The organism is Rhodococcus sp. As11 (genome assembly GCF_048957735.1).
GTDB classification, from domain to species: domain Bacteria; phylum Actinomycetota; class Actinomycetes; order Mycobacteriales; family Mycobacteriaceae; genus Rhodococcus; species Rhodococcus gordoniae.
Map to the genome: position 1 here is coordinate 146,394 of NZ_JARDJE010000009.1, position 15,554 is coordinate 161,947.

The 15,554-nt window shown below is 66.9% G+C and carries 16 protein-coding genes and 2 tRNA genes; 14 read left to right on the forward strand and 4 right to left on the reverse strand.

Annotation, left to right across the window (positions count from 1 at the left end; all coding sequences use genetic code 11):
• The first annotated feature begins 4 nt into the window (after positions 1 to 4).
• The 10 genes from PV766_RS14240 (at position 5) to PV766_RS14285 (ending at position 8,486) form a co-directional block, all read left to right on the forward strand.
• A complete protein-coding gene (locus PV766_RS14240; RefSeq protein WP_016931519.1) occupies positions 5 to 379 on the forward strand; it encodes a DUF742 domain-containing protein in 375 nt (124 codons plus the stop codon).
• A gap of 13 nt (positions 380 to 392) precedes the next feature.
• Positions 393 to 947 carry a GTP-binding protein gene (locus PV766_RS14245; protein ID WP_016691076.1) on the forward strand — a complete coding sequence of 185 codons (555 nt, stop codon included), beginning with the start codon at positions 393 to 395 and terminating at the stop codon, positions 945 to 947.
• Positions 947 to 1,759, forward strand: a complete 813-nt coding sequence (locus tag PV766_RS14250) for an MHYT domain-containing protein (protein ID WP_064064251.1) — start codon at positions 947 to 949, stop codon at positions 1,757 to 1,759. Before PV766_RS14245 ends, PV766_RS14250 begins: the two co-directional genes overlap by 1 nt.
• Positions 1,760 to 1,905: 146 nt before the next feature.
• Positions 1,906 to 2,745 (forward strand): MHYT domain-containing protein, encoded by an 840-nt coding sequence (locus PV766_RS14255; RefSeq protein ID WP_129975059.1) that lies wholly within the window; start codon positions 1,906 to 1,908, stop codon positions 2,743 to 2,745.
• Positions 2,746 to 2,877: 132 nt separating this feature from the next.
• Positions 2,878 to 3,711, forward strand: coding sequence for an MHYT domain-containing protein (locus tag PV766_RS14260; RefSeq protein WP_242496592.1), 834 nt, complete (start codon positions 2,878 to 2,880; stop codon positions 3,709 to 3,711).
• Between the two features lie 149 nt (positions 3,712 to 3,860).
• Entirely contained in the window at positions 3,861 to 6,365 is a 2,505-nt protein-coding gene (gene gyrA / locus PV766_RS14265) for a DNA gyrase subunit A (protein WP_421097253.1), read from the forward strand.
• Positions 6,366 to 7,592, forward strand: a complete 1,227-nt coding sequence (locus PV766_RS14270) for a DUF3566 domain-containing protein (protein WP_255161937.1) — start codon at positions 6,366 to 6,368, stop codon at positions 7,590 to 7,592.
• A gap of 75 nt (positions 7,593 to 7,667) precedes the next feature.
• Positions 7,668 to 7,741, forward strand: a tRNA-Ile gene (locus PV766_RS14275).
• A gap of 137 nt (positions 7,742 to 7,878) precedes the next feature.
• Positions 7,879 to 7,951 (forward strand) — tRNA-Ala (locus PV766_RS14280).
• Positions 7,952 to 8,048: 97 nt separating this feature from the next.
• A complete protein-coding gene (locus PV766_RS14285) occupies positions 8,049 to 8,486 on the forward strand; it encodes a class I SAM-dependent methyltransferase (protein ID WP_129975055.1) in 438 nt (145 codons plus the stop codon).
• Between the two features lie 36 nt (positions 8,487 to 8,522).
• Here PV766_RS14285 and PV766_RS14290 read toward each other — a convergent pair whose 3' ends face one another.
• The 3 genes from PV766_RS14290 to PV766_RS14300 are packed head-to-tail and all read right to left on the reverse strand — an operon-like array spanning position 8,523 to position 10,934.
• Entirely contained in the window at positions 8,523 to 9,095 is a 573-nt protein-coding gene (locus PV766_RS14290) for a TetR/AcrR family transcriptional regulator (protein ID WP_129975053.1), read from the reverse strand.
• A 31-nt stretch (positions 9,096 to 9,126) separates the two neighbouring features.
• Complete coding sequence (locus PV766_RS14295; protein WP_006550926.1) at positions 9,127 to 9,807, reverse strand: ABC transporter ATP-binding protein; 681 nt, start codon at positions 9,805 to 9,807, stop codon at positions 9,127 to 9,129.
• Positions 9,804 to 10,934 (reverse strand): FtsX-like permease family protein, encoded by a 1,131-nt coding sequence (locus PV766_RS14300; RefSeq protein ID WP_064064257.1) that lies wholly within the window; start codon positions 10,932 to 10,934, stop codon positions 9,804 to 9,806. Before PV766_RS14300 ends, PV766_RS14295 begins: the two co-directional genes overlap by 4 nt.
• Positions 10,935 to 11,076: 142 nt before the next feature.
• Between PV766_RS14300 and PV766_RS14305 the strand changes: the two genes are divergently transcribed.
• From PV766_RS14305 to PV766_RS14320, 4 genes are all read left to right on the forward strand, one after another.
• Positions 11,077 to 11,577, forward strand: a complete 501-nt coding sequence (locus PV766_RS14305) for a hypothetical protein (protein ID WP_064064258.1) — start codon at positions 11,077 to 11,079, stop codon at positions 11,575 to 11,577.
• A gap of 77 nt (positions 11,578 to 11,654) precedes the next feature.
• A complete protein-coding gene (locus PV766_RS14310) occupies positions 11,655 to 12,161 on the forward strand; it encodes a copper chaperone PCu(A)C (RefSeq protein WP_024102556.1) in 507 nt (168 codons plus the stop codon).
• Positions 12,154 to 13,329 (forward strand): Dyp-type peroxidase, encoded by a 1,176-nt coding sequence (locus PV766_RS14315; protein ID WP_255161938.1) that lies wholly within the window; start codon positions 12,154 to 12,156, stop codon positions 13,327 to 13,329. Before PV766_RS14310 ends, PV766_RS14315 begins: the two co-directional genes overlap by 8 nt.
• A 45-nt stretch (positions 13,330 to 13,374) precedes the next feature.
• A complete protein-coding gene (locus tag PV766_RS14320; protein WP_064064261.1) occupies positions 13,375 to 14,352 on the forward strand; it encodes a R2-like ligand-binding oxidase in 978 nt (325 codons plus the stop codon).
• Positions 14,353 to 14,380: 28 nt separating this feature from the next.
• Here the strand turns inward: PV766_RS14320 and PV766_RS14325 are convergent, their stop codons facing one another.
• The gene (locus PV766_RS14325; protein ID WP_129975049.1) at positions 14,381 to 15,487 is read right to left on the reverse strand and encodes a hypothetical protein; all 1,107 of its coding nucleotides are present in this window, start codon (positions 15,485 to 15,487) and stop codon (positions 14,381 to 14,383) included.
• Positions 15,488 to 15,554 lie beyond the last annotated feature (67 nt).

Genomic DNA, 15,554 nt, shown 5'->3' on the forward strand with positions numbered 1-15,554 from the left:
GGCCATGGAATCGCGGAAGCCGGAGTCGGTGCCGGATCAGCCCAGTCTGGTCCGGCCCTACTCCCTGACTTCGGGACGTACGAGTCCTGCGGTCGAATTGGCGTTGGAGGCGCTCATCCAGGCCATTCCGGGGACCGACGATCGGTCTCGGGATCTGGACAACATCAACGCCACGATCCTGGAGCTGTGCAAGGAATCACCCTCCGTCGCGGAGATCGCCGCGCGCGTGGGGTTGCCGATCGGCGTGGCACGCGTGCTCGTCGCCGATCTCGTCGAAGCCGGACACGTACAGATCCTGGCCACGCTGAAAGACGATTCGAGCGACGCGGAGCGTCGTGAGCTGATTGAAAGGGTCCTCAGTGGACTTCGCGAACTCTAACGCCACGAAGCGCGTGACCTCGACCAAGATCGTCATTGCCGGAGGCTTCGGCGTCGGTAAGACGACTCTGGTCGGGGCGGTGTCGGAAATCGTGCCGCTTCGCACCGAGGCGCTCGTGACGAACGCCAGCGACGGCGTCGACAACCTCTCTGCGACACCGCAGAAGGCCACTACTACGGTCGCCATGGACTTCGGTCGTATCAGTCTGGCCGACGACCTCGTCCTCTACCTGTTCGGCACCCCCGGACAGCATCGCTTCTGGTTCATGTGGGACGACCTCATCCGCGGCGCCATCGGTGCCATCGTGCTGATCGATACGCGTCGCCTGGACGAGAGCTTCGCCGCCGTCGACTTCTTCGAGGCGCGCAATCTCCCGTTCATCGTCGCCATCAACGAATTCGACGATGCTCCCCGGTACCCGCTCGAGGACATCCGGCAGGCGATGGCGATCTCGGCTGATGTGCCGATCGTCTCCATCGACGCCCGAGCACGGGAATCGGCGAAGCAGGCGCTGGTCACCGTCACCGAATATGCCCTGCGCAAGTTGCACCAGCCGGTGACCCAGTAATGGGGGAGGGCCTCGAACTCTTCACGATGGGGTCGTGGGTTACGGTCCTCGCTTATCTGACCTCGGCGATCGGGGTGTTCGTCGGGGGCACCGGTGCTCGGCGTGTACGAACCACCTCCAGTGATCGATTGCGTTCGTACTGGATGATTCTCGCGGCGCTGGTGAGCGGCGGTGTGGGTGTCTGGCTCGCCGTCTTCCTGCCCATGGCGGGCTTCAACGTCGACGACAGCGTGGTGCGGTACGACACCGTCACCATCGTGTTCTCGATACTCGTCGCGATGGTGTCGGTGTACGTGGCTCTGCTCGTCGCGATTTCCGGCGACAGCCCTGCCACCCTCGGCCGCACGGTCATGGGGGCTCTGGTGCTGGGCGCCGGCCTGGCAGCCGTGCCGTTCACAGTCCTCGCCGCGGTGCGGATCCGGGGTTCACTGACGTTCGATCCCGTCTGGGTCGTCGCGGCGGTGGTGCTGGCGGTCGTGACCGCCGTGGGTTTCCTGGCGCAGGTGAAGACCGCGGACACGTGGCCCAAACGTCTGCTCAGTAGCGCGCTGGCCGGTGCTGCCGTGATCGCCGTGCACTTTCTCGCCGCCGCGTCGGTGCGTGTGAAGATCGATCCCGCGGTGGTGGTCTCGGGTGGGATCGAGGTCTTCTCGATTCTCTTCCCGCTCTTCGTCGGTGGTCTGTTGTTGCTGGCCGTACCCATCGTGTTGGTGCTTCAGGCGCCGGATCGGGTTGCGGCGGAACTGGAAGCGGAGTCCGAGCGGTGGGCTGCGGAAGGACCGGTGGAGTCGGTCGACGGACGGACCTTCTGAAGATTTTCCGAATATATTGTCACCCAGCACATCTGGTTGAAACCGGAAAAGGGGAGTACGCTGCTGGATAGCGTCGGGGGGCGCTGTCGGTCTACTCGGCACGACACGAACCGATGCGTCGTGCGTGCCGCTCTCCTGGGGGCAACATGTCGCACGAGGTTCACCATTTTTCCATGGGTGTATGGGTTTTCGCCCTCGCCTACATCACTTCCGCGGTCGGATGTTATGCCGGTCTGTCCTGCGCGCGCAAAGCCGCGAACGCATGGACATCGGTCGCCCGAACCCGATGGACGCTCATGGCAGCCCTGTCCATCGGGGGCGTCGGGATCTGGTTGATGCACTTCATCGGGATGATGGGATTCGACGTACCCGGTTCCACCATCCGCTACGACCTCGGACTGACGCTGCTGTCGGTCGCGCTCGCCGTCGCAGCCACCCTGTTCGGCTTACGGATCGTCGACACCGACGTGCAGTGGCTCCGCGCGATGCCGTCCGACGTGCGGATTCTCATCGGCGGAGTGATCATGGGGTTCGCCGTCGCCGGCATGCACTACAGCGGCATGGCCGCGGTGCGGGTCCAGGGCGAACTCGAGCAGGGACGGTTGTACATCGCAGCGTCCGTGGCCATCGGTGTCGTCGCGTCGGTCGTGGCGCTGTGGTTGTCGCGGGTCGCGGAACGGCCCGCCGTACGGGTCCCGGCCGCTGCGGTCATGGGATGCGCTGTCGTGGCGTTGCACTACACGGGAATGGCCGGGATCGCGGTGACCGTCGATCCGTCCGCTCCGAACCCGGAGGGGATGACCATCATGACTCTGCTGTTCCCCGGATTCATCATCGGCGTCGCGCTGCTCGCTGTCCCGGTCGTCGCTCTGATGGCGTCGGCGAGCACCCAGGACCTCGAGCAGGAACGAGAAATGGCGAGCTGGCTGGGCGAGGACCGCTCCGATGTTATGTCCGGTCCCGACGAACGACGTGTGGAACGGTGATGTGATGTGAACGCCCACAGTGCGATAAGGTCTCTTACGCTGCTGGACAGTCGGGGTGCAGCTCGCATCGGGTAGGTCGTGGCGCGCGCCCTCCGAGCGCGGTGGTGACAGCGTGCCACTGTGAGGGCCCACGTGTCACACGACGTACACCACTTCTCCATGGGGATGTGGGTATTCTTCCTGTCCTATGCCACTGCGGTAATAGGGTCGTTCGTCGGGTTGTCCTGCGTTCGACGGTCGCTCGACGAGCCCCGGCGCAGCGGCAACTGGTGGCTCCTCATGGCGTCGCTGTCCATCGGTGGCGTGGGTATCTGGCTCATGCACTTCATCGGCATGATGGGTTTCTCCGTGCCGGGCACAGCCATCCGGTACGAGCTGGCACCGACCGTCTTCTCGGTCGTTCTCGCCGTCGTCGCGACTCTCGTGGGGTTGAGGATCGCCGACGTGCACGCCGTCAGCAAGCGCCAGGTGGCGGAATCGGTGCGTCTGCTCGTCGGCGGTCTGCTGATGGGCGCCGCGGTGAGCATGATGCACTACAGCGGCATGTTCGCCATCCGCATCCGGGGCACGATCGAACACGAGACGGGCTACGTGATCGCGTCGGTGATCATCGGTGTCGTCGCCTCCACGGTTGCCCTCGCACTCGCGCGCCGGGCGCGGCGGCTCGAGATCCGCATCGTCGCCGCGGTCGTCATGGGGTGCGCGGTCGTGGCGTTGCACTACACCGGTATGGCGGGGGTGCGGGTCACCCTCGACCCGAGCCTGCCCGCGCCGGAAGGCATGACCGTGTTGTCGCTGCTCTTCCCCGCGTTCGTTCTCGGCATCATCGTCCTGGCCGTGCCGATCACCGCGCTGCTGCTCGCCTCCGACCCGGAGGACGCCGTGCGCGACGCCCGGCTCGAGCAGTGGGCGGCAGAGGTGGAACGGCAGGTCGACCGCGACCCCGTGACCGGATCCCACATGTGAGAGCCCCGTTCCGGACAGATCTCGGCATGTGAAGTGCCTGTCCTTCGCGGCACCAGCTGACCTGCACCTATAGACTCGTGTGGTTGCGAGACGTCCGTCCGGCCGAAGGCCGGAGCCGGGGCGTGCGAGCCGAGTAGAAGAAGGAGCTCATGACCGACACCACGTTGCCTCCCGAGGGGCCGGGGCACGACCGCATCGAGCCCGTCGACATCCAGCAGGAGATGCAGAGCAGCTACATCGATTACGCGATGAGCGTGATCGTCGGCCGTGCTCTGCCCGACGTGCGTGACGGCCTCAAACCGGTGCATCGTCGCGTGCTCTACGCGATGTTCGACAACGGCTTCCGCCCCGACCGCGGGTACGTGAAGTCGGCACGCGCGGTCGCCGAGACCATGGGCAACTATCACCCGCACGGCGACTTGTCGATCTACGACACGCTGGTGCGTCTGGCCCAGCCGTGGTCGATGCGCTATCCGCTCGTCGACGGCCAGGGCAACTTCGGTTCCCGCGGCAACGACGGCGCGGCCGCCATGCGGTACACCGAATGCCGGCTCACGCCGCTCGCGATGGAGATGCTGCGCGAGATCGACCACGAGACGGTCGATTTCCAGCCCAACTACGACGGCCGCACGCAGGAACCGACGGTTCTCCCCAGCCGTATCCCCAACCTGTTGATCAACGGTTCGGGTGGCATCGCGGTGGGTATGGCCACCAACATTCCTCCGCACAACCTTCGCGAAGTCGCCGAGGCCATCTACTGGGCGCTCGAGAACTTCGAGGCCGACGAGGAGACCACCCTCGCCGCTGTGATGGAGCGGATCAAGGGACCGGACTTCCCGACGGCCGGCCTCATCACCGGCACCCAGGGCATCCACGATGCGTACACGACCGGTCGCGGCTCGGTGAAGATGCGCGGCGTCGTCGAGATCGAAGAGGACGCCAAGGGTCGCAACACCATCGTGATCACCGAGCTGCCGTACATGGTCAACCCGGACAACCTGATCACCTCGATCGCCGAGCAGGTCAGGGACGGCAAGATCGCCGGCATCTCCGACATCCACGACGAGTCGTCGGACCGCGTGGGAATGCGCATCGTCGTCACGGTGCGCCGCGACGCCGTCGCAAAGGTCGTCCTCAACAACCTGTACAAGCACACGCAGCTGCAGACCAGCTTCGGCTGCAACATGCTGTCGATCGTCGACGGGGTGCCGCGCACGCTGCGCCTCGACCAGATGATCCGGTTGTACGTCAACCACCAGGTCGAAGTCATCGTCCGGCGCACGCGCTACCTGCTGCGCAAGGCCGAGGAACGCGCCCACATCCTGCGCGGCCTGGTCAAGGCGCTCGACGCGCTCGACCAGGTCATCGCGCTCATCCGTGCGTCGCAGACCGTCGACATCGCGCGTGCCGGCCTGATCGACCTGCTCACGGTCGACGAGATCCAGGCCGACGCGATCCTTGCGATGCAGCTCCGTCGCCTCGCCGCTCTCGAACGGCAGAAGATCATCGACGACCTCGCCGAGATCGAGCGCGAGATCGAGGACTACAAGGACATTCTCGACAAGCCCGAGCGGCAGCGCGCGATCGTCCGCGACGAGCTGAAGGAGATCGTCGACAAGTACGGCGACGATCGTCGCACCCGGCTGGTCGCGGCCGACGGCGACGTCAACGACGAGGACCTCATCGCACGCGAGGACGTCGTCGTCACCATCACCGAGACCGGCTACGCCAAGCGCACGCGCACCGACCTGTACCGCTCGCAGAAGCGTGGCGGTAAGGGCGTCAAGGGAGCCGAGCTCAAGCAGGACGACATCGTCAAGCACTTCTTCGTGACGTCCACGCACGACTGGCTGCTGTTCTTCACGACGAAGGGCCGCGTCTACCGGGCGAAGGCGTACGAGCTGCCCGAGGCGAACCGCACTGCGCGTGGCCAGCACGTCGCGAACCTGCTGGCCTTCCAGCCCGACGAGCGCATCCAGGGCGTCATCCGTCTCAAGACCTATGAGGACGCCCCCTACCTGGTGCTCGCGACCCGCAACGGTCTGGTGAAGAAGTCGCGCCTGTCGGACTTCGACTCCAACCGCTCGGGCGGCATCGTCGCGATCAATCTGCGCGGCGACGACGAGATGGTGGGCGCCGTACTGTGCTCCGCCGACGACGACCTGCTGCTCGTGTCGGAGCAGGGCCAGTCCATCCGCTTCTCGGCCACCGACGAGGCACTGCGTCCGATGGGCCGCGCGACCTCCGGTGTGCAGGGCATGCGTTTCAACGGCGACGACAGGCTGCTCTCGCTCAATGTCGTCAAGGAAGGCACCTATCTGCTGGTCGCAACGTCCGGTGGTTACGCGAAGCGCACCGCGATGGAGGACTACCCGGTGCAGGGTCGCGGTGGTAAGGGCGTCCTGACGATCCAGTACGACCGGAAACGTGGCACCCTTGTCGGCGCACGCATCGTCGAGGACGACGACGAGTTGTACGCCATCACCTCGAGCGGCGGTGTCATCCGCACTGCGGCGAAGCAGGTGCGCAAGGCAGGCCGTCAGACCAAGGGCGTGCGGCTCATGAATCTGGCCGAGGGCGATACATTGCTCGCGATCGCACGCAACGCCGACGAGCCGGACGAAGCCGACGCAGCCGGAGCTAAGGAGTCGTAAGTGAGCACTCCCCAGGGACCGAACGGGGCCGATCGCGGGCAACCCGGTCGGAAGCCGGAGGACCGTACAGAGAACGAGGTGACACCCGAGAAATCGGGTCGGCAGCAGGGCACGGCACCGGAGCAGAAACCGGCGCCGGAGAACCCGCCGTCCCAGGCGGCCGGGGCACCGGCGAAGGACTCGTCCGGTCCGACAGCGGGGGCGCCGGAGCAGCCGCGTCGCGACGATTCCCCGGCAGATACGGCACCCGCGCAGAAGGCCGCCGAGGCACCGGCGAAGGCGACCCCGGAGAAGCCGGTCCAGGAGGGCGCGCCGAAGTCCGGTGGTGCCTCCGTGGCCGACGGTCAGGGGCGCCCAGGTCAGTCGCCTCGCTCCGGTGGCCCGACCCCTCCCTGGCAGCGGGGAACGGCCTCGGCGCAGTCGGGTGCCCAGCAGAACGCTCCGCAGACGAACGTTCCCGGTGTCGGCCCCGGTCTCTCCAAACAGGGCGGATCGCCTCAGCGTCCCGCTGCGTCCGCGGGTAAGGGTGCTGCGCCCGGAGGTGCGAATCCGTCGACGCGTCCCGTCGTGACGGGTACGGCCGCTCCCAAGGCCGCCGGAGGGGCTCGCCCCGCCGGTTCCGGAGATGCCGCTCGGGCGGCGGCCGACCGGGTCGCTGCGGCGAAAGCGGACCGTGCCGCTGCGGCGAAGGCGAAGTCCGCGGTCATCGACGGTCCGACCCGGCACATCGAGCGCAAGGATCTCGCCAAGGATCTGCCTGATCTGTCCGCCGTGAAGCATCCGTCGTCCGGTTCGCCGAGCACGGGGGAGACCCCTCAGGTGAGCGCGGCTGCAGCCACGACTGCGGTTCCCACGGCGATTCCTGCCACGGGACCGCTGCGAGCCACCGTCCAGATCCGCCGTATCGACCCGTGGTCGATGCTGAAGATCTCGTCGGTGATCTCGGTGTCGCTGTTCTTCGTGTGGATGATCGCGGTGGGCCTGCTCTACGGCGTGCTGGCCGGTATGGGGGTGTGGGAACGCCTCAACAGTGCGTTCACCGACATCGTCTCCGACTCCGGTAGTGGTGCGCTCGTTTCGGCCGGCCAGGTGTTCGGCTACGCGACGATCATCGGCATCGCCAACACGGTGTTGCTGACGGCTCTCGCGACTCTCGGTGCGTTCATCTACAACCTCTGCACCGATCTCGTCGGGGGGGTTCAGGCGACCCTCGCCGACCCGGATTGACCTGCGGGAACGCTGCCCCGCCGAGGCGATTTGTTTCTGGCGGCTTCGGTGGGGTAGTGTTCCATCTCGGTTCGAGGGCCTATAGCTCAGGCGGTTAGAGCGCTTCGCTGATAACGAAGAGGTCGGAGGTTCAAGTCCTCCTAGGCCCACTCCCGTGCCGGAAGGGTGATCGGAATGAAGGTTCTCGCACTCGTGGGAACCGGGTTCCTGATCGTTCTCGGAATTGCTCGCATGCTTCGGAGCGAAGACGAATGGCACGCGGTTCCCAGTCGCTGAAGCGGCGGACGGGGCCTTAGCTCAGTTGGTAGAGCGCTGCCTTTGCAAGGCAGATGTCAGGAGTTCGAATCTCCTAGGCTCCACAAGAAAATATTCAGGTAGAGGGCGTTTCCGGGATTCCGGAAGCGCCCTTTCTCTGTTGCTGCCCCGGCTGGTGTGCCTACATCCCACACTCGAAGGGTGACGCCTCGCCTCTCTCCGCGACTCGCCGAGATCGTCGCGGCCCTGCCTCTGGAGCCTCACCTGAGGGTGCTGGAGATCGGCTGTGGGCCCGGGGCCGCAGCGCGTGCGGTCGCCGAACGGTTGACCACCGGACACATTCTCGCTCTCGACCGGTCCCCGGTGGCGATCGACCGGCTGACCTCGTCGTCCGGAGATCTGATCGCTGCGGGCCGGTTGAGGGCGCGCTGTGTCGCCGTCGAGGACTTCGTCCCGGGCGTGGACGAGGAGCCGTTCGACCTCGTCTTCGCAATCAGGGTCGGCGCCCTCGACGGACGGCACCCCGAAGCCGGTAGGGCAGCTCTGGCACGCATCGCGGCGGCGACGTGCCCGGATGCGCGACTGTTCATCGACGGTGGTGATCCGTTGAGGGAACTTCCGATCCCGAGAGGATCGTGAAGAGTCCCTAATCGGTGCGCCGTTTCACGTGAAACATCAGGACAGGGCGGTGGTGAGGATTCTTCGGATCGAGGCACGTACGTCGTCGAGCCCGCGACCGGCCTCGATCAATTCCGTTCCCTTGTGCACGAGCGCGGTGACGAGCTCGGCATCGAGTTCGGGATCCGCGACTCCGAGGACCCGCAGCGACTCGACGAGGGGGAGGACGAGGTCCTGATGCATGGCGTGCATGCTCTCGTCACTGAACGCCTGAGGGGTGAAAGCGGCGAGAGCACCGACGATCGCGTGCTCTCCTTCGGCGACCAGCTGCAGATTGACGTCGATGTACGTCAGCACCCGCTCCGTCGGATCGGACACCTTCTCCATCGCCTCGACCACGCGCGTGTTCCAGCGCGGGAACATGTCGACGACGACCGCGTGCAGCAGGTCGTCGCGCGAATCGAAGTAGTTGTAGACGCTCGACCGGGCCAGACCCGCACGACGCGCCACGTCGCCGAGCGAGGGTGCCTGTTCCGGTTTCTCGGCGAGGAGTTCGAGCGCCGCGTCGAGGAGGGCACGGCGCTGCGCTGCGCGGTGCTCCGCGACCGTCGCTGCGGAAATCTTCGGCACCGCCGGCCCTCCTCGTTCGGCTGTCGACCGTTCAGTCGTGTGGTCGAAGTCTTCCGTCGACCATTTCGAGCACGCGGTCGCAGTGCCGCAGGATTTCGTGGTCGTGGGTGACCATGATCGTAGCCACTCCACTGGTGTGGGTTTCCCGTGCCAGCAGTTCGACGACCTCGTGGCTGCGTTTCCGATCGAGGGCGGCGGTGGGTTCGTCGACGAGCAACAACGACGGTTCGGCCATCAGGGCCCGCGCGATGCCGACACGTTGACGCTCACCGCCCGAGAGCTGCCCGGGTCGCCGCTGGGCGCGGTGCTCCATACCCACCGAGGCGAGCAGCTCGTCAGGGTTCCGTCCGGGGCGTCCGGCGATCTTCTCGACGAGGAGCAGTTGATCGCGTGCGGTCAGGGCGGGGAGGAGATTGCCGGACTGGAATACGAACCCGACCCGCTCTCGGCGCAGCTTCGCGGTCGCCCGCGGGTCGAGTGCGGTCACCTCGATACCGTCGACACTCACGGTGCCGGAAGTGGGTCGGCCGAGGCCACCGGCGACCGCCAGCAGACTCGATTTGCCGGCACCGGACGGCCCGACGACGGCGACCAGTTCACCCGGCTCGACGCCCAGGTCGACGTGATCGAGGGCGTGGACCGTGCTGTCGCCGTCGCCGAAGGACAGGCAGACGTCGGACAGTGCGAGGCCGGTGGAGGTGGTGACGGTCATCTGTTCTCTCCCAGGGCAGCGAGCGGATCGACACGGACGATGCGGACCACGGCGAGGGCGGCGCCGAGCAGGCCGAGGACGACGAGCAGAACGGCACCTCGAGCGACGGGGCCGGATTCGAGGACGAACGGCATGCCGCTGCCCTCGAGGCCCGACCCGAGTCCGAGACCGACGAGCACACCGAAGGCGACCGAGCCGACGAGCACGATCACGGCCTGCAGGAGGGCGTCGCGCAGGAGGAATCCGGTGGAGGCGCCCATGGCGCGGAGGACGGCGATCTCACGGCTGCGCTGCACGGTCCAGATCGTGAAGAACGCTCCTACGACGAGGGCTGAGATCGCGTAGAGGAAGGCGGTGATCATCGACATCGTCATCATCTCGGCGCTGTAGCCGGGGGAGGAATCGAACGATTCCTCCAGGATCTTCGCTGTCGTACCGGCCGCTGCGTCACCCGCGGTGAGATCGGGTAGCGCTCCGTCCACACCCTCGATCGCGACCACACTGGCTTCGGTGTACGCGCTCGGAGGGACCTGTTCACCGAGCCGGACACCGGCGTGGATCTCCTGCCAGGTGCTCAGGGGAAGGTAGGCGACGTCGACGTGACCGAAGGTGCGCTTGTCGGAGGTGAACCCGACGACGTCCAACCGGGTACCGAGACGATCGACGACGATCGTGTCGCCGAGTTCGACGCCGGTGGCGCGGGCGCTGTCGCTGAGGACGACATCGGTGTCACCACCGAGCGGTGCCCCCTCGGCGACCGAGGGTTCGAGGAACGAGCCCGGCCGGATGCCGAAGAGTGTGAGGTCCACGGGGACCCCGCTCTCGGTCTTCGCGTTGACGATGGTGTTGCCGAACAGTTCGGCCCGAGCGACGTCCGGGCGGGCACGCCAGGCATCGGCCTGGTCCTCCGTGACCACGGATCGGGAGAATGCGGAGTCGGCCTTGGTTCCTTCGGCGAAGGCGAATGCCTGCACCGGTGTGCGCTGCAGTGCGGAGACGCCGTCGACGACGAGACCGGACGACAGACCGGACAGGATCACCATGAGGATCGAGATGAGCGCGACGACGGCGCCCATCAACAGGAAGCGGGTGCGCGCGAACCATAGTTCGCGCATGGCAAGAAACATGCGGAGTCCTTCGTGGGCTGGACCGGATATGTGCCCAATCTTCTCGACGGCACGTCGATATCTTACCGACGCGCTGTCGTTATATTTCGTGATGGTTACTACATGGGGTAGTAATCGCAGGTGAGGGAAGTATTCTGACTTCATGGCCGAGGTGAACACCGTGATGCGCATGCGCGCGGTCTTCGTGAGCGGAATCTCGGCCGCACTGAGCATCGCCGCGCACGCCTTCGCCGGCGGAGCGATTCCCCACCAGGACGCCCTGGTGTTCCTCCTCGGGCTTGCCTTCGCCATCGGAGTCCTCACCGGCGAAACCAGGCTTCCGGTGCCGCTCGTCCTCGTCCTCGGGCAGGTCGCCGGCCACCTCGTGCTGGGACTCCACGACGGTCACCTGCACACACCGGGATCCGGAATGATGTCCGCCCACGCGGTTGCCGTCCTCCTCGCCGCAGTGCTGGTACGGGGCGCCGAGAAGGGCTGCGAAGCAGCACTCGCAGCGCTGCGCCGGATCGTTCCCGAGACGTACCGCACGCTGCCCGTGGCCGTCGCCGAACCTGTCCCGACGATCCACCGCCCCGATATCGGTCCCGGCGTACTACTCGTCGGCGGAACCGGCAGCCGCGCACCTCCCGTTGTTCTCCGCTAGGTCAACCTTCTCGGTCGCCGCCGCCGGCGACCGCTCGTTCCGTGTGCCCGCAGAGGCACCGACACTTACGGAGAATCATGAAGAAGACCATGTTCGGCACTGCGATCGCCGCAACGGCCCTGCTCGCCGCCGCCTGCGGTTCCGACACCGGCACCACCGACTCGGCCGAGGCCGTCGTCGTGTCCGAGGCCTGGGTCAAGGCATCCGACACCGGGATGACCGGCGCCTTCGCCGAGATCGAGAACACCGGCAGCAGTGACGTGCACATCGTCGGCGCGTCCAGTCCTGCATCCGCCACCACGGAACTGCACGAGATGGTGTCGTCCGGCGGCGCCTCGATGGTGATGCAGGAGATGGGGGACGGGCTCGTCATCCCCGCGGACACCGTGCACAGCCTCGCGCCCGGCGGCGACCACCTCATGCTCATGGACCTCGTGGAGCCTCTGCGACCCGGGAGCACGGTGACCTTCACACTCGAGTTCGCGGACGGATCGACCGAGGAGTTCACGGCCCAGGTCCGCGACTTCGCCGGGGCGCAGGAGGAGTACGTGCCGTCCCACGACGGGGCAGCCCACGATGGCTAGGTTCACTCGACGCACCCTGCTCGGTGGCGGTGTCGCCGCGCTGGGTGCGGCCGGGCTCGGTGCGGTCGGCGGTGGCACAGCGGTCGCGTCCCGTGCGCCCGAACCGAGGGGCTCGCAGACCGTCGAGATCCACGGCGCCCATCAGGCGGGTATCGACACCCCCGCGCAGTCGTTCGTGTCGTTCGTGGCACTGGACCTCGCCGACGGTGTCGATCGTGACGGGCTCGTCGGGATCATGCGGGTGTGGGCCGAGGATTCGCGGCGACTCACCACCGGGACGCCGGCGCTGGGCGACACCGAGCCCGAACTCGCCGTCGACCCGGCCCGTCTGACGATCACGGTCGGCTACGGTCCCGCGGTCTTCGCCGCCGCGGGCCTGACCGACCGGCGACCGGCGTGGCTGAAGCCGCTGCCGGCCTTCCCGATCGACCGGCTCGAGGAGCGATGGTCCGGCGGTGACCTGCTGGTGCAGGTCTGCGCAGACGACCCGGTGACCGTCTCCCACGCGGTGCGCACACTCACCAGGAGCGTGCGATCGCTGGCGACGGTCCGGTGGATCCAGCGCGGATTCCGGCGTGCGGCCGGTACGCGGCCCGACGGGACGACGATGCGCAACCTCATGGGACAGGTCGACGGCACCGTCAATCCCGTCCCGCGCAGCCCGGACTTCGACCGGCAGGTGTGGAATCCCGGCGACCCGCCGTGGATGGCCGGTGGCACCTCGCTCGTGCTGCGCCGGATCCGCATGGAACTCGACACATGGGACGAGCTGGACCGTCCGGCTCGCGAACTCGCGCTCGGCCGGCGACTGTCGAACGGCGCTCCGCTGACGGGTTCGGAGGAACACGACGACGCCGATTTCGAGGCCACCGACCGGTTCGGTATCCCGGTGATCCCACCGGAATCGCACGTCGCGCGGGCACGTCCCCGCACCGGCGACGAGCAGTTCCTGCGACGCGGCTACAACTACGACGATCAGGACGGCGCCGGTCTGTTGTTCGCCGCCTATCAGGCGGATGTGGACCGTCAGTTCGTCCCGGTGCAGCAGCGCCTCGCCGAGCACGACGCGCTGAATCCGTGGATCACGCCGATCGGGTCGGCGGTCTTTCTCGTCCCTCCGGGATTCGGTCCGGAGGGGTATCCCGGCGACACCTTGCTGGGTGTCTGAGACAAGACCGCGACGTATGTGGAATCGAGGTCTAGCCTCGAGGGTGTGACCGAGATTACACAGATACGTCAGGGTTTCGCGTCGCTGCGGGAAGGCGGCCTGAACTGGGACGCCTTCCCGCTCCGGCTCTTCGCGAAGGGCAACGCAGCGCACTGGGATCCGATGGACATCGATTTCTCCCACGACGCCGAGGACTGGGCGTCGCTCAACTCGGAACAACGCCGCAGTTCGACCTATCTGGTCGCGTTGTTCGTCGCCGGCGAGGAGGCCGTCACGCAGGACATCCTTCCGTTCCTCCGCGCCATGGAAGCGGAGGGCCGGTTGGGTGACGAGATGTACCTGACCCAGTTCTGCTACGAGGAGGCCAAGCACGTGCAGGTGTTCCGTCGCTGGATGGACACCGTGGGACTGACGTCCGACCTGCACCCGTTCGTTGCCGAGAATCCCTACTACCGGCGGCTGTTCTACGAGGAGCTGCCGCACAGCCTGCGCGTGCTCGATCGAGATCCGTCCCCGGCCAATCAGGTCCGCGCGAGTGTCACCTACAACCACGTCATCGAGGGCAGTCTCGCGCTGACGGGCTACTACGCGTGGCAGAAGGTGTGCACCAAGTACGGGATCCTGCCGGGCATGCAGGAGATCATCCGGCGGATCGGCTCCGACGAGCGCCGGCACATGGCGTGGGGGACCTTCACCTGCCGACGGCATGTGGCAGCGGACGACTCGAACTGGAACGTCGTGTTGCAGCGGATGGAGGAGTTGCTTCCCCTCGCGACCGGCATGATCCAGTGGCAGAACGAGCAGTTCGACGAACAGCCCTACGGTCTCGACAACGACGAGTTCATCTCCTATGCGGCCGACCGGGCACAGAGACGGCTCGGTGCAATAGAATCCGCGCGCGGACGCCCGCTGGAGGAGATCGATCTCGATTTCGCTCCCGCCGTGCTCGAGGATCGTTTCGGGGACGAGGACGCCGCCGCGCTCGCTGCGGTTCCGGCTCCCGACCGCACCCCGACGGACTGAGCAGGGTCGATCGGAGACAGGAGATCGGTCAGAGCAGCATGCCGGCGAGGATCGCGATCAGCACGAGAACGGCGACCACCCCGATGACGACCGTTCTCGTGTTGCCGGTGTTCTCGTCCGTGGTGCCCGTGGTGAGTACCGGAACGGGCGCGGCCTCCTTCCTCGCTGCTCCGCTGTTCTCGGCGGTGCTCTCGGCCCCGAGACGTCTCTCCTCGAGTTCGCGGAGCCGAGCGAAACCGCCGGTGAGCACGTCGGTTTCGTCGTAGGAGGGTGGAAGTCCGATCCGGGTCTTGGTGGTCTCGCGTGCCGGCGTGAATCCGGCCGCGAGGATCGCGGCGCCGAGCGCCGCCGTCTGTTCCGGGCCCGGCCCGACGAGGCTGCGCACCGTGAGCTTCGTGGCGAGGCTGTTCGCGATCTCCTGGATGTGGGTGCGATCGCGTGCGACGAGACCGTCGCCCATGACGACGACGGCCTCGAGATTGTCCGGTATCCAGCCGAACGATCCGAGGGCCGTGGCGAGTTGGGCCGCCGGGGACGGAGCGCCCTGAGCGGGAGTGCGGTAGGCCTTGCCGGCGGGCACGCCCGAGCGTACGAGGGTGACGGTCGAACCGCCGTCGTCGAGATGGAAGACCCCCACGAGTTGGCCTGGGGTCTCGGAGATCTCGGAGGCGTACCAGGCGGCGGCCGCCTGCGCGTCGGACACGAGATCCACGTGCCGCAGATCCGCGTAGTCCAGGGCGGCACGCAAGGTCGCGATGGTGTCCGGATCCCAGTGCGACGGGTAGGTGGCGGCGTAGCCGGGATCGCTGTCCCGGTCCATGCCGCCGAAGGTCGGCAACGGGTGGCACTCCCGCAACAGGCAGTGGATGGCGGTGGCCATCGCGTCCTCGGCGCGGTACATGCGACCGTCGCTCGCGGTGATGCCCGAGGCGTCGCCGACCCGGGTGAGGAACCCCGCGATCGTGCGTGCTTCGTCTCCGTGCGCCACGCTGCCGAGCGACGTGGTGCCGTCGTGGTCGACGTGCAGGACGGTGTCGCGGGCGAGGACGACAGGGTCGGGAGTGCCGGGTTCGTTGGATGCGATGACCGCCGTGGACACGACTCGCCCGATCCGGAGGCCGACACCGATCGCCATGTCTTCCCTTCCTCGAGAGGCTGTCCGCCCGTCGTGCTGCCGAGGACCCGACCCGTTGCGGGTAGGC